We start from the raw sequence: 22,399 nt of genomic DNA, 5'->3' as shown, positions 1-22,399 counted from the left end.
TCAACTCGCCTTGAAAGCCTGAAGAACCCGGCCCAGGGCCGCATTCTGTTCGATGGTCAGTTCCTTGCCCTTGCGGTGGCCGGCATTTTCCTGGGTGTGGATGGCAATCCCGGACAGCCAGTCGTCGGCAAAGATTGCGCTCTGGTCGAGTGCCTGCGGGGTCAGCTCGGGGAAGGCGCCGGGCATCTCGCGCTGGTAGAAGGAAAACAGCGGCTGGCGGCTGCCCAGCAGGCCCTTCGGGCGCTGCCCGATTGCCTGGGCCATGTGGCCGAACCAGGCGGCAAAGTCATTGAACAGCAGTTGGGTGGTCAGTACCTGACGCTGCATCAGGGCTTCGCGCCGCACACCGCTCTGTGCGCGCTTGAGCAGTTGCTTGCTGAGCTGTTCGGGCAGTTTCAGCCGCTCGGCGCAAATCACCAGCTCCTTGGTCAGGATGGCAATCGATTCGGCTGGCAGCTCCAGCAGGTCAAGTAGTCCCTGACGTTTGCTCAGCTGGCGCAGGTGGGCAACCCAGAGGTCAAAGGCGCTGCGCGCAAAGCGGTGGTCATGGCTCTGGTACTCCGGCAGTGCCTGGCTGACCGGTTGCGTACTCGGCTCGCTGACCGGGCTGTCGCCCCATATGTCGTAATCGTTCTCCGGCGGCGCGGCGCTATCGCTATCGATTGCATCGTCTTCGGGCTCCGTGCGGTCGAACTCGGCGGACAGATAGAGGTCACGCAACTGGTCATCGGGCAGGGCCATGGCCGCCAGCAGTTCGCCCAGTACCGACTTGCCGTGGCGGGTGGTGGCAAACGGCTTGACGATCATGTTGGCCAGCAGCTTTTTCCTGGCGCGCTCGTCCTCGCCGCCGGCTTCGTAGTAGGTGTCCAGACGCGGCAGCAGTGCGGTCAGTAACTCATCCAGCTGTTCATGCAGCCGCTTGAGCTTGAACTTGATATCGGCAACCCCGGTCAGGTTGGCACTGAAGCGGTTGATGCCGCCGTCATTGATTGCCAGCATCGCGTCCCAGGCCTCGGCCGGCTGGTCAATATGGCGGAGGACCAGATCGCTGCCAACGAAGGATTGCTTGAGGCGTGCCAGACGATCGCGCATGCCCTCAACGATGCCGGTTTCCTCGTTGCTGCCATCCAGGCTGATAAATGATGTGGCAAAGCGCGGCTTGCGCACCAGGAAGGTATTGTTGAACGGCTTGCTGCCCCATTCCTTCATCCAGGGTTCATTGCCAAAACGCTCGACCATGGTCAGCTTCAGCATGTTGTTGCAGGCTTCGGGGAACTGCGTGTCATCGCCGTTGAGTGCATTGGCGACGAAGCCGTCACACATGGTCAGTGCCCACAGCAGGCCGCTGGGCTTGCCGTCACGCTGCTGTGACGTGGGGCCCTGGGTGCGGTCGATCCAGCTTTTCAGCACAGGACCGACGCTGACCACCTCGCTCTGCTTGAAGGTGCTGGTACACATCACCAGCGCATTCATTTCCTGCTCGTTGGTATAGCGCTCGAACAGGTAGGCCACCTTGCCCCTCAGCAGCAAGCGCGACACCGGGTTGTTGGCCTGGCCACTGGCGTTGATTTCTGCGGCATCCTGCAGGCCGAGCAGTTTCTGCCGGCTGCGGTAGCCGGGAAAGTCAAGCAGGTCGACCTTGTTCACCACCGGATTGGTTGGTTCGTTGCTCAGCCGGAAGATCAGTTCAGAGGTCAGTGCGGCCAGCTCCGGGGCGCTGATGCTCACCGGGTGACCGAGCTCGCCATCGATGCAGGGCCGCACCGTGAGCTGCATGGCAGCGGCATTGCCGAGCAAGCCAAGGGTGTCGACATTGATGATGCTGTTGCCCTGGCCGCTGCCATCACGCGGGTTGATTAGCGCGTGCAGCGGCGCAAACAGACTGTCTGCCAGTCCCAATCGGTGCAGGGCGCCGGCCAGTTGCTCATAGGTGGCAGTCATCTCGTCAATGCCGCCCCACAGCAACGAGAACAGCTTGGCACGCTCGCGGATGTTCAGGCCCGGGGCCAGCGCCAGCACCCTCGGCCAGTAGCGCGCGGCCAGTGGCCGAACTGCAGTCGGGTAGTTGTGTTCCAGGTAGTCCCACAGGGCAACTACGTCCTCGGCGCTGATGCCGGGAAGCGGCTGGTCGAGTTGCTGCGCCTCGAACGGGGCGAGTACCGCGGCGATGCGCGCTTCGCTTAATTCGCTGTCCAGCCGTTGATGATCAAAGTCCTCGAACCAGGCATTGGCCAGGATGATAGCGATTTCGATCTCGCGGAACAGTCGTACCTCTACCGGGAACTCGGGGTCCTGGCTGGCGGCAGCAAGGCGGGTAAAGCGGGTTACCAGACCGGTAGCCTCCTTGCCCCCGCCAACCGGGTTGATGTCGCGGATGAAGTCATACTTGGCGTGCCCGAGCTGGGTTTCCAGCTTGCCGTCGCGGTCGGCGGCCAGTGCCGAAATCAGATAGCTCTTGCCGGCCTGTGACAGACCGAAAAAGCCGATGCCCATGGGCGTGGTGGATACCCGGCTGAGGCTGCGCGACAGGTTGCGTGCGCGGTACAGGTCACGGCTCAGGGCGTCCGCCTTGTCAGCAATTTCGGCAACCCTGGGCACCACATCGCCAAGCCATTCGAGCGCCATGCCGGCGCCGGTGAATACCGAGGACCAGGCCTTGTTCAGGGCGATCTGGTCAGTAGTTAAGCTGCTCATTTGGGGGTCACACTCCCACTGTCAAGCCAGTAGTTGGAGGCGCCATCTTCTGCGCTGAGCATGGTATACAGCTGCAGCCTGACGTCCTTGCGGTCAAATGATTTGCCGACCACGTTGCTCTGGATATTGTCATCAATCACCAGTTTCTCGGCGATGATCTCCGCATCGCTGCGTTCCTGGTCGCGCTCCTCCACCTTGAAGCGCAGCAGCAGGCAGGCCTCCAGGCCATCACTGGTCGGCTTGCCTGCCAGTTTGCGGGTGCCGCATTCGGTCAGCTCGATCAGGTACAGTGGCGTGGCCGCCCAGCGTTCGGCGTCCAGCTGGCGGTAGCCCAGCCGGGTCTTGCCAAGCACGCGCAATTGCGGCCCGTCAGTCTGAGGGTCATGCAGTTGCAGGTATTCGCTGCCGCCCGGATCGCTCTTGATCACGTCGCGATAGAGCATGTCGTGGTCGATGATCAGGTTGTTTTCATCGAGCTTGCCGATATGGCGCATGGTCGAGTAAGGCTTCAATCGGCCAACACTGAAATAGAAGTTGGATACCTTGCGCTGCTCGCTCAGCAGGCAGAGCATCGCGCCTACCGCCGCCGTGCTCTTCGGGTCATCGATGCGGCCGTTCTTGTGGAACGGATACCAGCCGCCGGTGCGGTAGCCGTGCATTGGCACTATGCGCCCCGGGGGCAGTGGCACCTTGCGTCGAATATAGGCCTGCACGCCGGGCAGACGGGACGGCCGTCCGGTCAGCAGCAGGGCATCGCACGGGTATTGGAAGACGATTTCGCAGAGTGCATCGAGGATTTTGCACAGATTGATCTGGCCCTTGAGGAAGGCCCGGTGAATCGCCGAAGTATCGATGCGCAGCATCACCCGACGCAGGTCGAAGCCGTCACTACCGCCATCGGCACGTTTTACCCCGCTGGCAACGTACTCACAGATACGTTCACTGATAGCCTCGCCGAGCAGCTCGTCAAAACTGTAGTCGTGAACCGTACAGGGGAACTCGGGATTGTAGTTTTCATAGAGTTTCAGCAGGTGCAGGCCAAGCGGTACAAATACCTGCAGGTTGAGCTGCTGGCGCAGGATGGCATCCTGGGCACTGCTGGTCTCGTCACCACTCAGGCGTGACAGCAGTGAGCGTGGCGCCTTGACCCCGAACTCGGCCAATGCGCTTTCAACTGCGGGAAGCACGAAGCGCTGGATGATATCCAGCAGGATGTCATCACCGGCGACCTTGAAACTGTCGCGAAAGCGCTGTTCCGGTATGATCGACACGTTGCTGCCGGCGGTGTTTTCCTTGCCGCGTTGCAGACGGTAGTCGGTGATCACCAGATCGCTGGTGCCGCCACCAATGTCGAGGCTGGCCAGGGTGATGCGTTCGCGGTCCTGCTTGTCGGGGCGCGCCAGGGTATCGAAAAACTCCTGCGGATGACCGGCAAAGTTCTCGCGAATTTCGGTATACAGGTACACCAGCTGGCCACAGGTAGCCTCATCCCACTCGACCTTGACCCTCGGCAGAGGGATACGCGGTGCTGGTACCACCGAGTTGGGGCCTTTGGCCTCGGCCGGATCGAGGTCGCCGTCATGCCAGCCCATGCACTTCCATACCAGGGCTATTGCCTGTAGCAGGCGGTCGTTCAACAGGCTGCGCTCGACCTGGGGCATCCCCGGCGGCACGGTCAGGGTCACGCTGGACAGCTGGCGTGCGCGCTGGGTGTGACCCATACGGGTACGTTGGGCCGGACTGTTGATCTGCAGCAGGGCTTGGGTCAGTACTTCGGCCAGCATGAAGGTCATCAGCGAGCTGCGCGAGTACTGCGGCGAGAAGGCTGGCAGCCGGTCATCCTCGTTCTTCAGCTTGTAAAAGGCCTGCCCCAGCTTGGTTATCCGGTGCGAGAAGGGTGCGGCGGTGGCCTTGGGTTCGGTATCGCTGCGAACATAGGCACTGTTGAAGCGCCAGCCATGGGTATAGGCGTTTTCGTCCCACAGGTAGCGCTTGGGACTGGAGAGGCCGGTTGAGCCCTCGGTGCCACGACGCTGGCCGGACAGCCGGCTGGCTTCCATGCCGACCCGGGCAATGGTTGGCCAGAGAAACGCATCGTGGCGACCGCTCTGTACGGAAAAGTTTTCCTTGCCGAACGAGGCCTGGGCAAACTCCAGACGACTTTCGAAGGGCTGGCTGTAGACCCTTTCCGGCTCGCTCAGGTCGCGGACCTGCAGGATGTAGTTGTGTTTCAGACCATCGCCGGACTGCCCATGATTCTCGATCAGGATGCCGCAGGTGCGTGAATTGCCGACATCCAGTACCAGATCAACCGGGATTGGTGGTTCTATTGAGTCGACACCATTGGCACTCAGGCGGATTTCCGGAATTACTATGCGTGCCGGCTCACTGCTGCGCTCTTCCGGCAGCGGGCGTGCCATCAGGCTGAGCAGGTTCAGGTAGTGACCGATATGGCGTTGCTCGGCCAGTTCCTCATCGATTTCGTCGGCGGGACGCTGGCGGCGGTGTTCCCGATAGATTTCACTGAGCCAGTCCTGTACCCACTTCTGGTCAAGGAACCAGCGGGTCTGGTGGGCGTGGGTGGCCAGCCGAAAGGCAGCGCCGGCATTGATGTCATCCCGGGTAGGCGCGAGGTAATGCATTTGCCCGTTGGCTGGCATGATTCGCGTGTCAAAGGCCAGTGTCAGGCGGTGGGTATTACCGTCAAGGTCCGGCTGTTCAAGCCTGACCATGCGCAGGCGTGCCCAGTTGCACGGGCCTTCGTCATAGCGTTCCGGTTGCATGAAGCGGAAGAACGGCGCCGGCAGCCACAGACCGTCAAACAGTGCCAGGCTCGACTGCATGCTGAGCGTCAGGTCCTCGTCATCGACTACGCTGATCAGGCGCTGCTGGGCCAGCGATTGCTGCAGGCGCTCACCGCTCTGGTTGGCTGTGCCAATCGGGCTGAGGTGAAAGTACTGGCGGGTTTCGCGGTTTTGCAGCAGTCGTGTGATCAGGCTATTGCCCATTAGCGCGAAACGGCCGGTCGGTTCATTTGGCAAATCCAGACGGACGGCAAAATCCATAAACTGGATGCCACTGTCGTTGATCAGATGGATGGTTTCTTCGAATTGTGTCAGTTCTGGCAGCATGGAATCAGCCTTATTCGCCTACTTGCCGCATGGACATGGGGAAGTTTTCGGAGCCGTAACTGCCGGTGCAGTCGGCTATGTTCTGGGTGCCCGGCGTGCAGCTGATGTCGGGCATTTCATAGCGGCTGCCGTCGGCGCAGGCGGCCTGTGCCTCGCTGCGGATCGCCAACTGCGCGCCTTGCATGCTGGCAGCCACGGCGCCGCTGCAATTCACGCCATCCGGACGCTGAACGGTTACGTTGCCGCGGCCATCCTGGAATTGGTACTCCAGACGCAGGGGCTTGCCGGTGCGACGGTCCTGGATGCCGGCGCCGGCGCGATAGCTGCCGTTGAGAAAATCGGCCGGTCCCTGTGCCGCATCCGCCGGGATGCTCAGAGGCGGGGCGGGCGGATCCATCGGCTGCGGGGGCTCCGTTGGCGCAGGCGGTTGCTGCGGTGGCGCAGCATTGGTTTCCGCTGCTTCTGTGGGTGCTTCCGCTTCGATGTCAGAGGCGTTCTGCGGCTCGTTCGCCGGGGGCTCTGTTGCCGCAGGCGGTTCAGCAGCAGGGGCTGCTGAACCGCCTGCGGCGACGTCGGCTGCCGGGAGCTGTGCCAACGTCGTTGGTCGGGCTGGCCCGGAGGCCATGCCAGTGCCCGGATTGGCGTGGACATCCACGGATGGCAGGGTGGTCATCTTGGTGCTGACACCGGGGATGCCGAAACCGGGCGTGGCAGACGGCAGGCAACCACGCAAGGGGCCGAACATCAGCAGCAGTAACAACAGCAGTAGCAGCGGCAGCAGCAACCACCACAAGCGTCGCCACCAGGGCGTAACCGGGATCACCGCCAGGTCGGTCTGGACCGTCGCCGTGGCCTGCGAGCCCAGGCTGGCCGGTGCATTAGCGGTCACCGGGCTGGCAGGGGGGCTACTGAATGCCTGGCGCGGCGCGAGGAAATACAGCGGGTCGAGCAGACGCTCAGGTTCGCTGTGAACAAAGCCCCAGAAGCTCAGTACCGGTTGCAGATGTGGCAGGCCAGAGGTGCTCTCGGTACTGACCAGATAGATGAAGTTTGCATCCGGACAGTGCGCCACCAGCCCCAGCAACTTGCCAAAGATCACCTGGTCGCCCTGGCCGCTTTTGCCGCCCTGGCTGATCAGTGACTGACTGAGGCTGGCCAGCGACTGCTTGAATGATTGCAATGCGCTGGTGGCGCTGCCCCGTTCGTCCTCGGTTGCCGAGGCCCAGGGGATCACATCGCCAGGTAGCGGACTGTACCAGTCGATGCGGGTGCCCTGATCGTTACTTTTCGGGACTGCCAGAAAGTGTGCCAGTTCCGGCTGCTTGCGTGACAGTGCGGCAATGATCTGCAGAGCCGCCTTGTAAACCGGTTGACCGGTTTCGCCTAGCGCAATGAATTCGTCGCTGCTGCCGTTGCGGAGTAAAGTGCCGAGCATGCCTATCCCTCAATTGATTCAAGTCCTTGTTGCAGGCTGACAACTTTTAGTGCGCCGCAGGGGCAACATTAAAGCGAAGGAACTATGGCGTCAATCCGCCATCCTTCTTATTCGAAGGTTCCGGTGGATTACTTGCGGCCTGTCTGGCTAGCGGATTCCAGCTATTACAGCAGGTAGGAACCCTGGGCAGTTGGCGCTGCCCAGGGGAGTCAGGCTGTTCAGCCGTCGAGCAATGCCTTGTCGCGCACGGCACCCTTGTCGGCACTGGTAGCCAGCAGGGCGTAGGCCTTCAGTGCGGTGCTGACCTTGCGTGGACGGACTTCAACCGGCTTCCAGCCCTTGGCATCCTGCTCGGCGCGGCGCTCGGCCAGTTCGGCGTCGCTGACCAGCAGGTTGATGCTGCGGTTGGGGATGTCGATCAGTACCTTGTCGCCGTCGCGCACCAGGCCGATGGCACCACCGGCAGCAGCCTCCGGCGATACATGACCGATCGACAGGCCCGAGGTGCCGCCGGAGAAGCGCCCGTCAGTCAGCAGCGCGCAGTCCTTGCCCAGTCCCTTGGACTTGAGGTACGAGGTCGGATAGAGCATTTCCTGCATGCCCGGGCCGCCCTTCGGGCCTTCATAACGGATGATCACGATGTCGCCGGCGGTGACCTCGTCGGCCAGAATGCCTTTTACCGCGCTGTCCTGGCTTTCATAGATCTTCGCCCGGCCTTCGAACACGTGGATGGACTCATCCACCCCGGCGGTTTTCACCACGCAGCCGTCCAGTGCGATATTGCCGTAGAGCACCGCCAGACCACCTTCCTGCGAGTAGGCGTGCTCGACCGAGCGGATGCAGCCGTGCTGGCGGTCATCATCCAGGCTGTCCCAGCGGGTGCTCTGGCTGAAGGCAGTCTGGGTCGGGATGCCGGCCGGGCCGGCCTTGAAGAAGGTATGCACGGCTTCATCGTTGGTCTGGGTAATGTCCCACTGGGCGATGCCGTCGGCCATGCTCGGACTGTGCACGGTCGGCACGTCGGTGTGCAGCAGGCCGCCACGCGCCAGTTCGCCGAGGATTGAGAAGATGCCGCCGGCGCGGTGCACGTCTTCCATATGGTACTTCTGGATGTTCGGTGCCACCTTGCACAGCTGCGGCACCTTGCGCGACAGCCGGTCGATATCGCGCAGGTCAAAGGCCAGTTCGGCCTCCTGCGCGGCGGCCAGCAGGTGCAGGATGGTATTGGTCGAGCCGCCCATGGCGATATCCAGGGTCATGGCGTTTTCAAAGGCCTTGAAACTGGCGATATTGCGCGGCAGCACATTCTCGTTGCCTTCGTTGTAGTACTGCCGGCACAGGTCGACGATCAGCCGGCCGGCGCGCAGGAACAGCTGCTCGCGGTCACTGTGGGTGGCCAGCGTCGAGCCGTTGCCCGGCAGCGACAGGCCCAGCGCCTCGGTCAGGCAGTTCATCGAGTTTGCAGTAAACATGCCGGAGCAGCTGCCACAGGTCGGGCAGGCGCTGCGCTCGTACTCGGCCACCGTTTCATCCGACACTGTGTCATCGGCCGCAACGACCATGGCATCGACCAGATCCAGGCCGTGACTGGCCAGCTTGGTCTTGCCGGCTTCCATCGGGCCGCCGGAGACGAACACTACCGGGATGTTCAGGCGCAGCGCGGCCATCAGCATGCCGGGGGTGATCTTGTCGCAGTTGCTGATGCAGACAATGGCGTCGGCGCAGTGGGCGTTGACCATGTACTCCACCGAGTCGGCGATGATCTCGCGGCTGGGCAGCGAATAGAGCATGCCGTCATGGCCCATGGCGATACCGTCATCCACCGCGATGGTATTGAATTCCTTGGCCACGCCACCGGCCTTCTCGATTTCCCGCGCCACCAACTGGCCGAGATCCTTCAGGTGCACGTGACCGGGCACGAACTGGGTGAAGGAGTTGGCGATGGCGATGATCGGCTTCTTGAAGTCCTCGTCCTTCATCCCGGTGGCACGCCACAGCGCGCGGGCGCCGGCCATGTTGCGGCCGAAGGTGGAGGTTTTCGAGCGGTAATCGGGCATGACGGCATTCTCGTGGTGGGTTTTGCTGGCTGGAAAGCATACCAATTCGGGCTGCCGGGTGCAGCAGCCATGGGTAAGACGCCTTATATATCTTTGGGAAATATAAAAAATACAAAGAGGTTGAAGCCGGCGTGCAGCGCTGCGTCACCCTGTGCATACTGCGGCTTTGCCATATGACAGGGGGACGCCTATGTGCGAGCTGCTGGGCATGAGTGCCAATGTGCCCACCGATATCTGCTTCAGCTTTTCCGGGCTGATGCAGCGCGGTGGTCGCACCGGGCCGCATTGCGACGGTTGGGGGGTGGTGTTTTATGAGGGGCGGGGTGTTCGCTGTTTTCATGATCCGGCGCCCTGCCACAGCTCGGCGATTGCCAGGCTGATCGAAAGCTATCCGATCAAGTCCGAGAATGTCATCTGCCACATTCGCCAGGCCAATGTCGGGCGAGTCAGCCTGGCCAATACCCATCCGTTTACCCGTGAGCTGTGGGGGCAGTACTGGAGCTTTGCCCACAATGGCCAACTCGAGGGTTTCGTTGCCCGGTCCGGCCCGTTCCAGGCCGTTGGCGACACCGACAGCGAAGCGTTGTTCTGCGATCTGCTCAACCGCCTGCGCAGCCAGTTCAGCCAGATGCCAGCCCAAGCGACACTCGTGCAGGCGATCACCAGCGCCTGTGCCGACTACGCCAGACTGGGTGTCTGCAACCTGCTGCTGAGCAATGGCAACTGGCTGTTCACCCTGTGTACCAGCAAGCTGGCCTGGATTACCCGGCGGGCGCCCTTTGGTGCCGCGCAACTGAGTGATCTGGAGCTGGTGGTGGATTTTGGCGAACACACCACGGCCAACGATATCGTCAGTGTGATTGCCACTGAACCCTTGACCAGCAACGAGCAGTGGACGCTGTATCAGCCGGGTGAGTGGCGCCTGTGGCAGGGCGGCGAGACGCTGGCGCGTGGATACCTCAGTGATTTCAGAAAATGATGGACAAGGAGCTTGCCTTGCAAACCGGCAATTCAAATGATGGGCGTCCCGCTCATCCCGGCTTTCGTGAAGCCTTCTGGTACTGGCTGAAACTGGGTTTTATCAGTTTTGGTGGTCCGGCCGGGCAGATCGCAATCATGCATCAGGATCTGGTGGAGAAGCGGCGCTGGATATCCGAGCGGCGTTTTTTGCATGCGCTCAATTTCTGCATGCTGCTGCCCGGCCCGGAGGCCCAGCAGTTGGCCATCTATCTGGGCTGGCTACTGCATCGTACCTGGGGCGGCATAGTCGCCGGGGTGCTCTTTGTATTGCCTTCCCTGTTTATATTGGCTGCTCTGACCTGGGTCTATCTGGCCTTTGGCGACATGACGCTGGTACAAGGCATTTTTGCCGGCATAAAACCGGCGGTAGTGGCGATTGTGCTGTTTGCGGCCTGGCGTATTGGCAGCCGCGCGCTGAAGAATCATCTGATGTGGTTGCTCGCAGGTGCGGCCTTTATTGCCATATTCTTTTTCCGCGTGCCTTTCCCCTTGATCGTGGTTGGCGCAGCGCTGCTCGGTGCGCTGGGTGGCAAGTGGCTGCCGGGGTATTTTCAGCCAGGCGGCGGGCATGGCGCGACAGATAAGCATTTTGGCTCGGCGGTGATTGATGATGATACGCCGCCACTGGCGCATACCCGCCACAGCTATCGGCACCTGTTCAAACTGCTGGGCAGTGCACTGGCCCTCTGGGCTCTGGTGATCCTGCTGCTGCCAGCCGGTACCCTGACCGACATGGCGGTGTTTTTCTCCAAGGCCGCGCTGGTGACCTTTGGCGGCGCCTATGCAGTGTTGCCCTACGTCTACCAGGGCGGGGTTGAATCCTATGGCTGGCTGACCGGCCCGCAAATGGTCGATGGTCTGGCACTGGGTGAGAGCACCCCAGGCCCCCTGATTATGGTCGTTGCCTTTGTCGGCTTTGTTGGTGGCTGGACCTTCGAGCTGTTTGGCAGCGATCATTTGTTTCTGGCTGGCCTGGTGGCTGCCAGCGTAGCCACATTCTTCACCTTTCTGCCTTCGTTCGTGTTCATTCTGGCTAGTGGGCCGCTGGTGGAGTCCACCCATGGTGACCTCAAGTTCACGGCGCCGTTGTCAGCCATTACGGCAGCAGTGGTGGGGGTGATTCTCAACCTGGCGTTGTTTTTTGGCTGGCATGTGCTGTGGCCTCAAGCCAGTGCCGAACAGCCTTTTGTCGGCGGGTTCGAATGGTTTTCCGGGTTGTTGGCGCTGGCGGCCTTTATCGCGCTCTGGCGTTTCAATATCAGTATTTTGAAGGTGCTGGCCGTGTCTGCACTGCTGGGGTTGGGGTTTACTACACTGGTTCTCTAGGGCGCGACTGGCGCGCCCGATAGTTACGCTAAATTGGCCGGAGGTTGCCTCCGGCTGTGCGGGCTATCTGCAGCTCAGGCATATTCATGAAAGTCGGCATGTCGCTGCCCTGGTGCAGGCGGACCGAGAAAGCCTTTATTGAGGTATTCCCACCTCTGCCGATTGAACCTGTCCGTGTCTACCAGGCCCTGACCCATTGGCCGGGTTACAGCAGCACCAGGTTGTAACTGATGATGGCGCGCACTTCGTCCTGATCACGCTGACCTACCACATTGCTGCGCAGGCTGGCATGGCGCACGGACAAGCCAAGGTTTTTCAGCGGGCCGCTCTGGATGCTGTAGTCGATACGCAGGTCGCGTTCCCACTCGTTGTCCGCACCTGAGACGTTGGTGTTGACGTTGCTGCCGCGCAGGTAGGTGGCATTGGCGCGCAGTCCGGGGATGCCTGCCTGGGCAAAATCGTAGGCATAGCGCGCCAGCCAGGTTCGCTCGCCGGCACGCTGGAACTTGCCGATCTGCGAGTCGGTGATCAGGTAGGCGGTGGCGCCATCTCCGTTGTTGACGAACGGGAAGTGGCTGTCGCCGCTCAGGTGCTGGTAACCAAATCCGGCACTGTGGCCACTCTGGCTGTAGCTAAACAGCAGGCTGGCCGCACGGTTGTCGACTTCGCCGTTGTTGTTGAAGCCGCTGGCGCCGTAGCCCGCCTGGTTGCGCCGGTTGGCGCCGTGGGCATTGCTGTCAAAGTAGCGCAGGTCGGTGCTGAGCTTGCCGCCACCCAGTGTGGTGCTGTGCACCGCGCCGAGGTAGTGCTGGCGGTAGTAGTCCTGCAGTTCGGCAAAATAATAGCTGGTGGTCAGATTGTCGCTCAGCCGGTAGTCGCCACCGGCATAGCGGAACTGATTGACCCGCTCTGTGCCACCGGCAATTCGCAGGTTCTCGTAGTCACTGGAGGCTCGCCCGCTGGCCCGTTCGATCTGGCCCAGGTGCAGGGTCAGACGCTCGATGTCATTCGACACCAGTTGCACGCCGCGAAAGGTCTGCGGCAGCAGCCGGCCATCGTTGTAGGTCAGTACCGGCAGTTTCGGCAGCAGAGCGCCGGCGCGCAACTCGGTATCGGAGAGGCGTGCCTTGGCGGTCAGATCCAGCCGGCCGAATTCGCTGACCGCGCTGTTGTCGCTGTCGAGCGGAAACACGGCGCCAGGGTTGCGGTCGCGGCCGGGCTTGTCGGTACGACCGCCCGAATCAAGGCGAATACCGAGCTGGCCAGTCGCATCCAGTCCGAAACCCACTGTGCCGGGGGTATAGCCGGAGCGCAGGTCGAGCAGAAAGCCCTGTCCCCATTCTTCGCTTTTCGACGGTGCGGCGCTGCCGCTGCGGTTGTCCTGGTTGATATAGAAATTGCGCAGGGCCAGATTGGCCTTGCTGTCGCTGATAAAGCCGTTGCCGGCCAATGCCGGAATGGACAGGGTGGTCAGTGCAGACGCCACGGCGCCGGCAAGCAGGGTGTTTTTCATTTGGTGCTCCAAAATAAGGTGTTGTGTGCGGGAGCGGTCGCAGTTGCGCTTCGTGGTCGAGTGGCAGGTATGACCGGCATCAACGCTGGGTTGACGGAAGTAACATAGCTGAAACATTTTTTATTTAAAAAGAATAAAAGGATATTTTTATATTCTATTTAGCGATTTTTTGTGTCTTGGGTACGTCCTGCATTGCCCTGCGGCTGCCGAGCCACCCCCAGACCTCGCAGCAAGCGCTGGCAATAACGCCCCCTGAGCAGCTAGGGTGTTAGCCTCACAATATCTCCAGCGAGGAATTCATGAGTCAGGATCATTACACCCCGCCCAGGGTCTGGACCTGGGACAGCGCCAATGGCGGTGAATTCGCCAATATCAACCGCCCGATTGCCGGTGCTACCTATGAGCGGGAATTGCCCCGTGGTCAGCACCCGCTGCAGCTGTATTCACTGGCCACGCCCAACGGGGTCAAGGTCACCATCCTGCTGGAGGAGCTGCTGGCGCTGGGTATCAGTGGCGCGGAGTATGATGCCTGGCTGGTCAGCATCCGTGCCGGTGAGCAGTTTGGCTCCGGGTTTGTCGGGATCAATCCCAACTCGAAGATCCCGGCACTGCTGGACCAGAGCATGGACCCGCCGCTGCGGGTGTTCGAGTCCGGCTCGATCCTGCTGTACCTGGCCGACAAGTTCGCTGCCTTTATCCCGGAGGATTGGCGTGGTCGCACCGAGTGCCTGAACTGGCTGTTCTGGCAGATGGGCAGCGCGCCTTTCCTGGGTGGCGGCTTTGGCCACTTCTACGCCTATGCGCCGGAGAAGCTCGAGTATCCGATCAACCGCTACACCATGGAGGTCAAGCGCCAGCTGGATGTGCTGGACCGGCAGCTGGCGGAGCATCGCTATGTGGCCGGTGACAGTTACACGATTGCCGATATGGCGATCTGGCCCTGGTATGGCGGGGTGGTGACCAATCAGGTATATGGCGCGGCCGAGTTTCTCAATGCGCAGAGCTACACCCATGTGCTGCGCTGGGTCGAGGAACTGGCGCAGCGTCCGGCCGTGCAGCGCGGACGGATGGTCAACCGCAACTGGGGCGAGGCCCATGAACAGTTGCCGGAGCGGCATTCGGCGGATGATTTTAAATCATGACCTGGGCACCTGCTGGCTGAGCCACAGGTTCAGGGCTTCAAGAATATGGTCAGGGGCAATGCGCTCCTGTTCCAGTCTGCCCTTTCCAAAGCGCCCGCTACGCAAGTTACGAAATAGTCGAAGCTCTTCCACATTGAGCCCGACCGGCTCAGTCAGAACCGACAGGGGTTCATCTACCATGCGCTCCTGGTATTGCACCAGGGTCTGCTCGTCCATCAGCAATGCATCAATCGAAGGCAGCTTGCGTCTGGCGTCAGCCAACATGCACAACCCCTCGGAATCGATATCCCCCCAATAGCCAACGCGCTTTTGTTCGAGCCACTCTGCGTCCAGCCAGGAAAGATTCTTGCCGCCACCAAACACGGCGATAGTGTCTTTCAGCGGCGGCAGGGCCAGACCTGACTGTACATTTTCAACAACCAGCACATGGCGCGCCGGGAGCTCAAAACCCAGCAGGGTATCCGTCGCCAACTGCAGCAACGGTAATCCGCCCAAGGCCTGTCGGCAGTGCTCGCAGAGTGGCCGAACCCATAGCCAACCCCTTGGGTTCGCCTGGCAGTCCAGCCAGGCCAGCAAGCCACCTGATGCCAGCACCTCGCCGTCATGCAACAGATCCGTAATCTGTTCGATCAGTGCGTAATTCTGCTCGATAAACTTGGTATCCACATGGCGTACTGGTAACGCTCGCAGGAACCCGTCACCACCCATGCCAGGGCGCAGCTGGGGTATCAGGCTGATTAACAGCTCCATATCCAGATCGGTATAGCGCTCAAGCTCTTCCAGATAATCGATTAGCAGATTGAACAATTCACGCTGCAACACTGAGCCCTGGGCAAAAGGCTCGGCCAGGATTTGGCTGATGCGTGCCTGCCAGAGCTGAAGTGTTAGCTGCTCGGTTTCTCCGAGTAGCTTGGCCAAGGTGGCGACGTCAGCCACCATCAGACTTGCCGGCAGCTGTTGTGAAGCAAGGTTGCGGTAACTAATCGTTTTCCAGCGCACACAGGTAGCATGGGGGAAATCCCGCCAGGCATCGACAAAACGCTGAAAATGCCCGAGATCACTCAGCGCGCTGGAGCCTTGCGGCGGTTTGAGTTTGACCTCCATGTTCGGCAGTTCCATGCCTTTCAGGCGCTGTTTCAGGCGCTTGCGATTGCTCCACTCCCTGGCCCTGAGTTGCTGCAACGCCGCGTCAGGCAACAGCCCCCAACCTGGATCAATCATTGAGCTGTACGCCCAGCTCGGCCGCTTCGCGCCTTACCGAAGCCTGCCGGTCGGCCTTGCGTTGCTGGTCGATTTCCTCCCAGGTCAGCTCGCACAGATGGCTTTCGTGGGTATCCGGGTTGCGCTCGGCAATCAGCAGGGAGCGGGCCGACTCTCTGGCCAGATTGAGGTTTTTGTAGGGGGTGATCAGGTTGACGTGGATATGCAGCTCCCGGAATACCCGCAACACCCGACGGCTGACCGATTCGGCGGTATTGGAAAAAGCCTCATCCAGAAACACCGTGCAGTACACCGGTCGGTCATAGCCATCTGGGGTCAGCACATAGGCCAGACTTGCCGCCACCACCATGCCTGCGAAAGACTCCTTTTCGCCGCCGGATTTGCCGCTGGAGGAGTTCAATACGTCCCGCACCTCAAGGGTGCTGGAATCGACCTCTTCGGCATAGAAGGTCATCTGATAGCGCGGGTCGAGCAAGCGCATACTTTCCATCGTACTGGATGTGCCGGAGGCGCTGGCCTTGTCGAGTATCGCCACCACCTCTGAGAGGGTCTGGAATCGCCGCTCATGATCATCACTGGTGACCTGACTCAGCACCGCGCGCAGCTTGCGTTCGAAGTCCTGCACATGCGGATAGTTTTCCCGCCGGGAACCCAGTTTGAGATGACTGCCGATCTTGAACTCGGTTCGGCATAGCACAGTGTTGATCGTCTCGATACGTTCAAGAATATCATCGCGCTCGGCGTCCAGCTTGGTCTTGATCCGCGCCAGCGACTGCGTCGCATGCTTGTTCAAACGCTCGCGAAATTGCTCAACCAGCGCAGGCAAGCCCTCTTGCTCCAGCGCTTGCAGGTGCGCCAGAAAATCCTCCAGCGCCGCCAGCCCCACGGGCCAATCGACGACTATGGGCAGCCACTGATCCCTGCCGCGGAACGAGCCCATGATGCCATTGGCGATGTTTTCCGCCGTGCCTTTGCGTGACTGCTGCTTGCCAATCAGCTCATCCAGTTCCCTGGCTACCTGCGCCTGGTGCTCGGCGTTATCCAGGCTGATGCTGCCGACACGCTGGGCCAATAAAGTCCGGCACTCATCGCTAAGCCCCTGCTGCGCAAGCGTTGCAGCGGCAGTGTAGGCCTTCTGCTCGATATTCAGCTGGTTCTGTAAAGCGCCCTGATCTTTCTGCAATTGACCCTGCTCGTTACGCAAGGCCTCAAGCGCCTGCTTGGCCTGATTCCAGCGCTCCCTCGCCAACGCAAGATCACCCTCTGAAGACTCAAGTTGCAGCAAGTCAGCCTTCAGTGAATCATGCCTGGCTTGCCAATAGGGCGCATCGATATCCTCCCAGCGGCAGGCAGCAACACGCTCCAGCACAGCCTTGCGGGTAGTCACCTCTTCCATGGCCTGACGAGCGCTGTTGACCTCGCGCCATTGCTCTTCAATTCGGCTCTCCAACGCGGCCTTTTCTGAATTCAACAGCGCCAGCCGGGTAGTATTGGAAAAGCCCAGGCACCAGCGCTGACGATCCTCAATGCGGGTCTGGTCCTTCTTCTCGAAGCGTCCATTCTCCAGATGCACCAGGCCTTCACGGGTCATGGAAAAGGGCGTTGCATCCAGCATGTCGGTGCCATCAACACACTGCAGATCAAAACGACTCAAATGCTGTTTGAGCCAGTCCCGCCAGGCGTGCTGACGCCAGACCAGTTTGCGCAAAAAGCCATTGGCAAGGAACTCTGGGGGAGCCGTTTTATCCTGTGCGTTGCGGACAACCTGCACCCGTACATGCAGCCCGGTATGACGGGCATTCAGCCAGCGCGTCACCATCGAATATCCATCGGCAGGTACCAGCAAGGTGGTGCGATGACCGCCCAGGGCACGCTCAATGGCGCCTTGCCAAGGCTTTTCATCGTCCTTCACATCCAGCAGCTCACCAATAAACATCACCTGCTCGGGCGGCAGAGCCAGCGCCTCAACCAGCTCGTCACGCAAGCGCTGGTAGGCCGGGTCAATGTTGGAGTTTGGCCGGGCATCAATCTCCTTGATCTGCCCGATGATCTCAGCGAGATCCTGTTTTGATTGGCTCCAACGGCCGCTGATTTCACCAAAGCGGTTTTGGCTGTCTTCCTTGTTTTGCTCGATATCCTGCAAGGACGCCTGCGCAGCACGTTGGTTATCCAGAAAAACGCTTTCTTGCAGTGTTTCTGCCAGCCCCAGCGAACGCACATCCTGCTGATAGCTCGAAGACTTGCGCACCAGCTCTTTCAGCTTGTCAGCAGCATGGGCAATGTCCTTTTTCAGCGACTCGACCTGATTGCCGCCCTGTTGCAGGTACTCTTCGTGGCGACGTTCGACCAGTTCAGCACTATCCGCCACCTTGCGCTGGAGATCCTTGAGCTGCAGTTCGAGCTTGTCCAGGTCGCTCTTGATCTGTTTGATCCGCGCAGCCCGCAGGCCCGCCTGAACCTCCGCGAAGTAAACGCTCAGATGGTCTTTTTCCAGTTGCAGGCTGTGCAACGCGTCGCTGGCCGCCTGAATGTCTGCGGCAAGACCGGGCAGGCGCTGCAGGTGCTGCACCTGGGCCCGGGCATCGCTCAGCCGGTCATGGATGGCCACCAGATCGGCAAACTCGTCCACTACCTTTTTCACATCCTCCTTCACCGAACTCGGTTCCAGCACCAGCTCACGAATCAGTTTGGTCAGGTCGTCAATTTTCTTCAGGCCCAGCGCCCGGGATAGCAGAGCAGGGGCGTTACGGTTGTCCATATGCAAGAGCGTGCGATACAGCTCCTGATAATCACTGAAATTGTCATCGCAACAGGTAATCCGCGGATCATCGCGCAGCCACTGTTTCAGGCTTCTGGCGTTACCCTCACCAAAGGCATCGAGCATTTGCTTGAGCGGTAAATTGCGCTTGGCGACCACATAAATACGGCTTACATCGCTCAGGGCATTGGATGCCTGAGTGGTCCAGAACAGCGCCGCCAGGGTGATTTCGGAACCATCATCAGCCCGGTACAACGCACTCAACCCGGTAACAACTGCTTTTTCACGCTTGCTTTTGACCCGGGTGCCCGAGCCATCATGGGAGGAGCCAAAACTGCCGCGCATATACGACAGCAAGGAGCGGTCAGCCCGGTCGCCCTGTGCCGCAGCAACGTTGAACGTGGCCTTGCCCGCAGGCAGCAATAGCGCCATCAGCCCGTCAATATAGGTCGACTTGCCCGCGCCGTTATCACCGGTTATCAGGGTGCCAAAGGGATCGATACTGGCCGAATGCAAGCCATCGAAAGAACCCCAGTTGAATACTGTGAGCTCCGCCAGACGAATCTGTCCCTGCTGGAACAGAGTGTCCGCGAACGCTTGGCTGCCCGCCATCATGGGTTACCTCCGAGCAAGTCGCCCTGGTCGTTGCCACGGATTTTCTCTGGCGCTGCCTCGGGTACCTTCTCCAACAGCCGGGATTCAACCGGAATCTGCTCTTCGTGGGCCAAACGCAGATAATCCTCCAGCATGGATTCCAGGAAGGCCGCATCCACCACATAGCGAATAATCGGGGTGATTTCATAGCGGTCATCCGAACCACGTATCGCTGACAGCAGCTTCTTGCTGATCAGCCGCTGAATGGCAGCATTGAGCTTTTTGCGGTCGGCCTTGGCGTGGTTGGTCAGTGGCAAAAAGGGCGTCAGATAGGATTCCAGTTTCTCCACATCCACAGTTACCTTTTGCTCCCCGGCCGATTCCCGCTCCTGATAATGGCGCCGCAGCACTAGCAGCAACAGGGTGTCGTACAGGGACAGGGTGCGCTTGGAGATCAGCGAAACAAAGTCGTCATCGCCCTCTGTTGATGTTTCTGTGTCGGTCTCGGTGGTCGCGGCGTCCTCTTGCTCATAGCGACCAACAAAGGCAATACCAGCTTTTTCATCCAGTACCAGCCGCAGATAGACTTCGGCCAGATGCCGTCGCACCTGGGTTTGGTAGCGACCCAGGGACTGATACAGTTTGGGTTTCTGCGTGGCGATAATGGCGCCCTGGCGCATCAGATAGACCAGCACCCGACGGGCCTCATGGGGCATCTCGGCGCCTGCATCGGCTTCGCTGTCCGTTGCGCTCTGCGGCTCTTCAGCCAGCTCGGTCATGGCATCTTCGGGCGCGCCCGATGCAACGCTCTGCACCTGTTCTCCTTCTGCTGCATCGCTGCCGCGGACCATATCGAAGAAGCTGCCAGACCCGAGATCCCGCCCAGCCTGATCGTCTTTATTCTCGGTCATGTCAGCTCCTAAAGTACCAACTCATCAAGATTGTCTGGAAACAGCTCGGCGCTCAACAGCAGGGCAGGCACCGTGGCTTGCAGCTGCACACCGCCTTTGTCGGCAATGCTCACCTGCTCGGTATGCTCCAGCTGTGTCGCTTTCACCGCTTTCGCCACGCGCACATAGGCCACCAGTTCTTCCAGTCCTGCCTGCACCGGGTGCGCCTGCAACAGTCCGGCAATAGTCAACGGGCCATTGCTGCACAAGGTCACGTAGGACCTGTGTGCCACCTCCCGGACCCTGACCGACTCCAGACTCTGCAATATCTGCTCGCTGGGTTCACGTGCGTTTTCCTGAACCTGCACCCCGCGGGTATCCAGTTTTTCATCCGGGCTTTTCAGACGCATGCTCTCCGGGGAGGCCAGTTCCAGCGGCCCGACCGGCAAATCCAGACTGGTTTCTGCCCGCAGGTCGCAACCCCCGTCACGCAGGGCGACCGCGACCTTTTCCAGCTTGGCCAGTAACTGATCCACCGCACGATTCTCGTTTGCCGCGCCGCTTTCGATATAGGCGCGCAGGCCCTCTTCAGTGCGACGCCGAACCTGGAACACACGCTCGCTTTCACGACTCAATTCGCGCATCAATTGCGCCAGAAACTGATGCTGAGCGGGGGTCAGTTGCTGGGCGATAGGACGACTGAGGATGCTACGCAACTGGTCGCTCAGTTCGGTATAGCGGTTCTGGTCACAGAGCAGTTGAAAGAAGCCTTCAAAGGCGCTGCCCGCATCGGTTGAAGCCAGAATCGCCTCGCGCTCCATCACCGACAACAGCACATCCCCACGGGTTGTGCCCCCTTCAATCAGCTGCACGCGCAGGTCCTTGTCCAGTTGGCGGATTTCATCTTCCACCCGTCGAAAGTCACCAGTCAGCACCGAGGCAAGCTGATAGATCTCGCGGATGCGCTCGCGTTGCTGCTGCTCCCCCAGTTCCCTGACTACCCCGGCCTTGAGCTCGTCAATCTCGCGCTGCAGCTCGGCCTTGCGGTATTCCAGCAGGGTGACGCGCTCATCCACATTCGGGCTGATGGCCACGGCCAGATCACGCACGGCTTCCTGCACGATGCGCAGGTGTGACGCCGTGGTGCCGGTGGTGTGCTCATCCAGTGCGCGACAGAAACGCAATGCACGCTCGCAGGCATCGGTCTTGCTCAGCTTGTCGTCCAGCTCGCGCAGCCAGCCGGCACCGATCCACTGGTTCAGATAGGTACCAGCCATGGTCTCGGTTTCCCAGATACCCAGCTCGCGCAAGCGCTCGATTTCCGCATCCAGCCGCACGCGGGCACGGCTGAACGGCACTTCGCCCTCGTCGGCAAACACATCGGCGATAAAGGCCAGAATGTAGGGGGCGTTGTCCGCCCGCAACAGTTTCCAAGCGGCACTGTCGGCATGGAGACGGCGGAAGGTGGCTTGCAGGCCTTGAAAGCTCAACGGTCTCTCCTTGTAGTGCTGTTATCGGCGGATTTCAAAAAGACAGAGTCCGCTCCACTGCTTCATCAAGTTGCTGACATCTCGGGTTGCGCTTATCCCAGTTGCTCATCCAGATCCACCGGCAAGGTTATCTGATAGGTAGGGTGTAAACGACCACCCGGTATCAGGCCGCGCTTGCCGCGACCAAGGTTGACCCCTTCCAGTGAGATATGCGACAGCCAGTCGTGAGCGTGCCGCTCTGCTAGCGCCAGAAAAATACGCTTGGCTTTGATACTGGTGCAATGCTGCAGCAAATACTCAAGGCGTTTAGGACGCAGATTGGCCATGCCCTGCATGAGAGCATCTACTTCATAGATCAGAGCCGCACTCACCGGCGCGTCGCACAGTTCCAGCATCGCCCGCTCTGGTGTGGCGAAAACTAAGCCATTGGCCGCACTCTCGTGTGAGAGACGTTCAAGCCCGCTATCTCTCAGCGAGCCCTCCTTGTCCTCATCGCGGTGACACTCAACGGGAAAGGCAAATGGCCCCTTGCCGCAGCCAATGAAACGCTCCCCGAGCGGTAGCTTGCTTACCCAGCCGGGGAGGGAGTCAGAGCCGTATAGGGTGACAGTGGGGGCAGAGCCAAGTCGCAGGTAATGTTCATGGCCATGCCAGGCCAGCGCAAAGCGTCCGCCAACATGCATCGCCAAGCGCTCGCCGTCTTGCAACGCACGTATTACCGCCGGCCATGTCACATGGCCGCCAGCGCGCAAATACACACCTCGGGCGGGTGAGGTCAGCCAACCGCTTGCCACGTAACGGGCAACCAGATTGCTGGCATAACCGTGCTGACGCAGCCAGCGGCTGGTGACCAGGGTCGAATCCCCCAGGCTTGCCAATAAACGGTTTAATTTTCTTGAATTATGCTCACTCATGGTGAGTAAAATATAGACTTTATGAAGTAACAGCAACCATGTGTTTACGGGGGAGGTTGCCGATACTGATTGCAATGGGTGTGGTAAGACACCCAAACGGGTGAGCTGGCACGCCAGATGCCATTTGCCGGCCAAATCGGTATGTCAGGTCGTATCCAGTCTTCGCCGGCATCCCTAGCATTATGCTTCCGCTTGAGCTGCGTCTGGAAGGCGC

At 60.2% G+C, this 22,399-nt stretch carries 13 protein-coding genes; 3 read left to right on the top strand and 10 right to left on the bottom strand.

Features of this window, described 5'->3' with window-relative positions:
* The 4 genes from BMZ23_RS03010 to ilvD form a co-directional block, all read right to left on the bottom strand.
* The gene (locus BMZ23_RS03010) at nt 1-2,694 is read right to left on the bottom strand and encodes a putative virulence factor (protein ID WP_093472536.1); all 2,694 of its coding nucleotides are present in this window, start codon (nt 2,692-2,694) and stop codon (nt 1-3) included.
* Nucleotides 2,691-5,825, bottom strand: coding sequence for a virulence factor SrfB (locus BMZ23_RS03005; RefSeq protein WP_093472530.1), 3,135 nt, complete (start codon nt 5,823-5,825; stop codon nt 2,691-2,693). Before BMZ23_RS03005 ends, BMZ23_RS03010 begins: the two co-directional genes overlap by 4 nt.
* A 10-nt stretch (nt 5,826-5,835) precedes the next feature.
* Nucleotides 5,836-7,260: an SrfA family protein gene (locus BMZ23_RS03000; protein ID WP_093472527.1), complete on the bottom strand. Its 1,425-nt coding sequence runs from the start codon at nt 7,258-7,260 to the stop codon at nt 5,836-5,838.
* Between the two features lie 218 nt (nt 7,261-7,478).
* On the bottom strand, nt 7,479-9,317 hold the full coding sequence (gene ilvD / locus BMZ23_RS02995) for a dihydroxy-acid dehydratase (RefSeq protein WP_093472524.1): 1,839 nt from the start codon (nt 9,315-9,317) through the stop codon (nt 7,479-7,481).
* Nucleotides 9,318-9,507: 190 nt separating this feature from the next.
* On the opposite strand from ilvD, the gene BMZ23_RS02990 reads away from it, so the two are divergent.
* Nucleotides 9,508-10,296, top strand: a complete 789-nt coding sequence (locus BMZ23_RS02990; protein ID WP_093472521.1) for a class II glutamine amidotransferase — start codon at nt 9,508-9,510, stop codon at nt 10,294-10,296.
* Complete coding sequence (chrA, locus tag BMZ23_RS02985) at nt 10,296-11,663, top strand: chromate efflux transporter (protein WP_093472518.1); 1,368 nt, start codon at nt 10,296-10,298, stop codon at nt 11,661-11,663. The genes BMZ23_RS02990 and chrA overlap by 1 nt, the downstream gene beginning before the upstream one ends.
* A gap of 205 nt (nt 11,664-11,868) precedes the next feature.
* Here chrA and BMZ23_RS02980 read toward each other — a convergent pair whose 3' ends face one another.
* Complete coding sequence (locus tag BMZ23_RS02980; protein ID WP_093472515.1) at nt 11,869-13,176, bottom strand: OprD family porin; 1,308 nt, start codon at nt 13,174-13,176, stop codon at nt 11,869-11,871.
* A gap of 299 nt (nt 13,177-13,475) precedes the next feature.
* Here BMZ23_RS02980 and yghU point away from each other — a divergent pair, with 299 nt between their 5' ends.
* Nucleotides 13,476-14,318, top strand: a complete 843-nt coding sequence (gene yghU / locus BMZ23_RS02975) for a glutathione-dependent disulfide-bond oxidoreductase (protein WP_093472511.1) — start codon at nt 13,476-13,478, stop codon at nt 14,316-14,318.
* Here yghU and BMZ23_RS02970 read toward each other — a convergent pair.
* The 5 genes from BMZ23_RS02970 to BMZ23_RS02950 all read right to left on the bottom strand — a co-directional run bounded on the left by BMZ23_RS02970 (nt 14,313) and on the right by BMZ23_RS02950 (nt 22,320).
* Nucleotides 14,313-15,539: a Wadjet anti-phage system protein JetD domain-containing protein gene (locus BMZ23_RS02970; RefSeq protein WP_093472508.1), complete on the bottom strand. Its 1,227-nt coding sequence runs from the start codon at nt 15,537-15,539 to the stop codon at nt 14,313-14,315. The two genes, yghU and BMZ23_RS02970, sit on opposite strands and share 6 nt — an antisense overlap.
* Complete coding sequence (locus tag BMZ23_RS02965; RefSeq protein WP_245748102.1) at nt 15,532-18,912, bottom strand: ATP-binding protein; 3,381 nt, start codon at nt 18,910-18,912, stop codon at nt 15,532-15,534. The genes BMZ23_RS02970 and BMZ23_RS02965 overlap by 8 nt, the downstream gene beginning before the upstream one ends.
* The gene (locus BMZ23_RS02960; protein ID WP_093472502.1) at nt 18,909-19,802 is read right to left on the bottom strand and encodes a DUF4194 domain-containing protein; all 894 of its coding nucleotides are present in this window, start codon (nt 19,800-19,802) and stop codon (nt 18,909-18,911) included. The genes BMZ23_RS02965 and BMZ23_RS02960 overlap by 4 nt, the downstream gene beginning before the upstream one ends.
* An 8-nt stretch (nt 19,803-19,810) precedes the next feature.
* Nucleotides 19,811-21,271, bottom strand: a complete 1,461-nt coding sequence (locus tag BMZ23_RS02955) for a DUF3375 domain-containing protein (RefSeq protein ID WP_093472499.1) — start codon at nt 21,269-21,271, stop codon at nt 19,811-19,813.
* Between the two features lie 92 nt (nt 21,272-21,363).
* Nucleotides 21,364-22,320 (bottom strand): type IV toxin-antitoxin system AbiEi family antitoxin domain-containing protein, encoded by a 957-nt coding sequence (locus BMZ23_RS02950; RefSeq protein WP_245748101.1) that lies wholly within the window; start codon nt 22,318-22,320, stop codon nt 21,364-21,366.
* Between the last annotated feature and the right edge of the window lie 79 nt (nt 22,321-22,399).

This window comes from Halopseudomonas yangmingensis (assembly GCF_900114825.1).
Lineage (GTDB): Bacteria > Pseudomonadota > Gammaproteobacteria > Pseudomonadales > Pseudomonadaceae > Halopseudomonas > Halopseudomonas yangmingensis.
The sequence above is the reverse complement of the archived record's forward strand: the minus strand, read 5'-3'. Positions and strand labels throughout refer to the sequence as shown.

Coding starts and splice junctions, on each gene's coding strand:
- BMZ23_RS03010 (WP_093472536.1), bottom strand. CDS start 2,694: ATGAGCAGCTTAACTACTGACCAGATCGCCCTGAACAAGGCCTGGTCC.
- BMZ23_RS03005 (WP_093472530.1), bottom strand. CDS start 5,825: ATGCTGCCAGAACTGACACAATTCGAAGAAACCATCCATCTGATCAAC.
- BMZ23_RS03000 (WP_093472527.1), bottom strand. CDS start 7,260: ATGCTCGGCACTTTACTCCGCAACGGCAGCAGCGACGAATTCATTGCG.
- ilvD (WP_093472524.1), bottom strand. CDS start 9,317: ATGCCCGATTACCGCTCGAAAACCTCCACCTTCGGCCGCAACATGGCC.
- BMZ23_RS02990 (WP_093472521.1), top strand. CDS start 9,508: ATGTGCGAGCTGCTGGGCATGAGTGCCAATGTGCCCACCGATATCTGC.
- chrA (WP_093472518.1), top strand. CDS start 10,296: ATGGACAAGGAGCTTGCCTTGCAAACCGGCAATTCAAATGATGGGCGT.
- BMZ23_RS02980 (WP_093472515.1), bottom strand. CDS start 13,176: ATGAAAAACACCCTGCTTGCCGGCGCCGTGGCGTCTGCACTGACCACC.
- yghU (WP_093472511.1), top strand. CDS start 13,476: ATGAGTCAGGATCATTACACCCCGCCCAGGGTCTGGACCTGGGACAGC.
- BMZ23_RS02970 (WP_093472508.1), bottom strand. CDS start 15,539: ATGATTGATCCAGGTTGGGGGCTGTTGCCTGACGCGGCGTTGCAGCAA.
- BMZ23_RS02965 (WP_245748102.1), bottom strand. CDS start 18,912: ATGATGGCGGGCAGCCAAGCGTTCGCGGACACTCTGTTCCAGCAGGGA.
- BMZ23_RS02960 (WP_093472502.1), bottom strand. CDS start 19,802: ATGACCGAGAATAAAGACGATCAGGCTGGGCGGGATCTCGGGTCTGGC.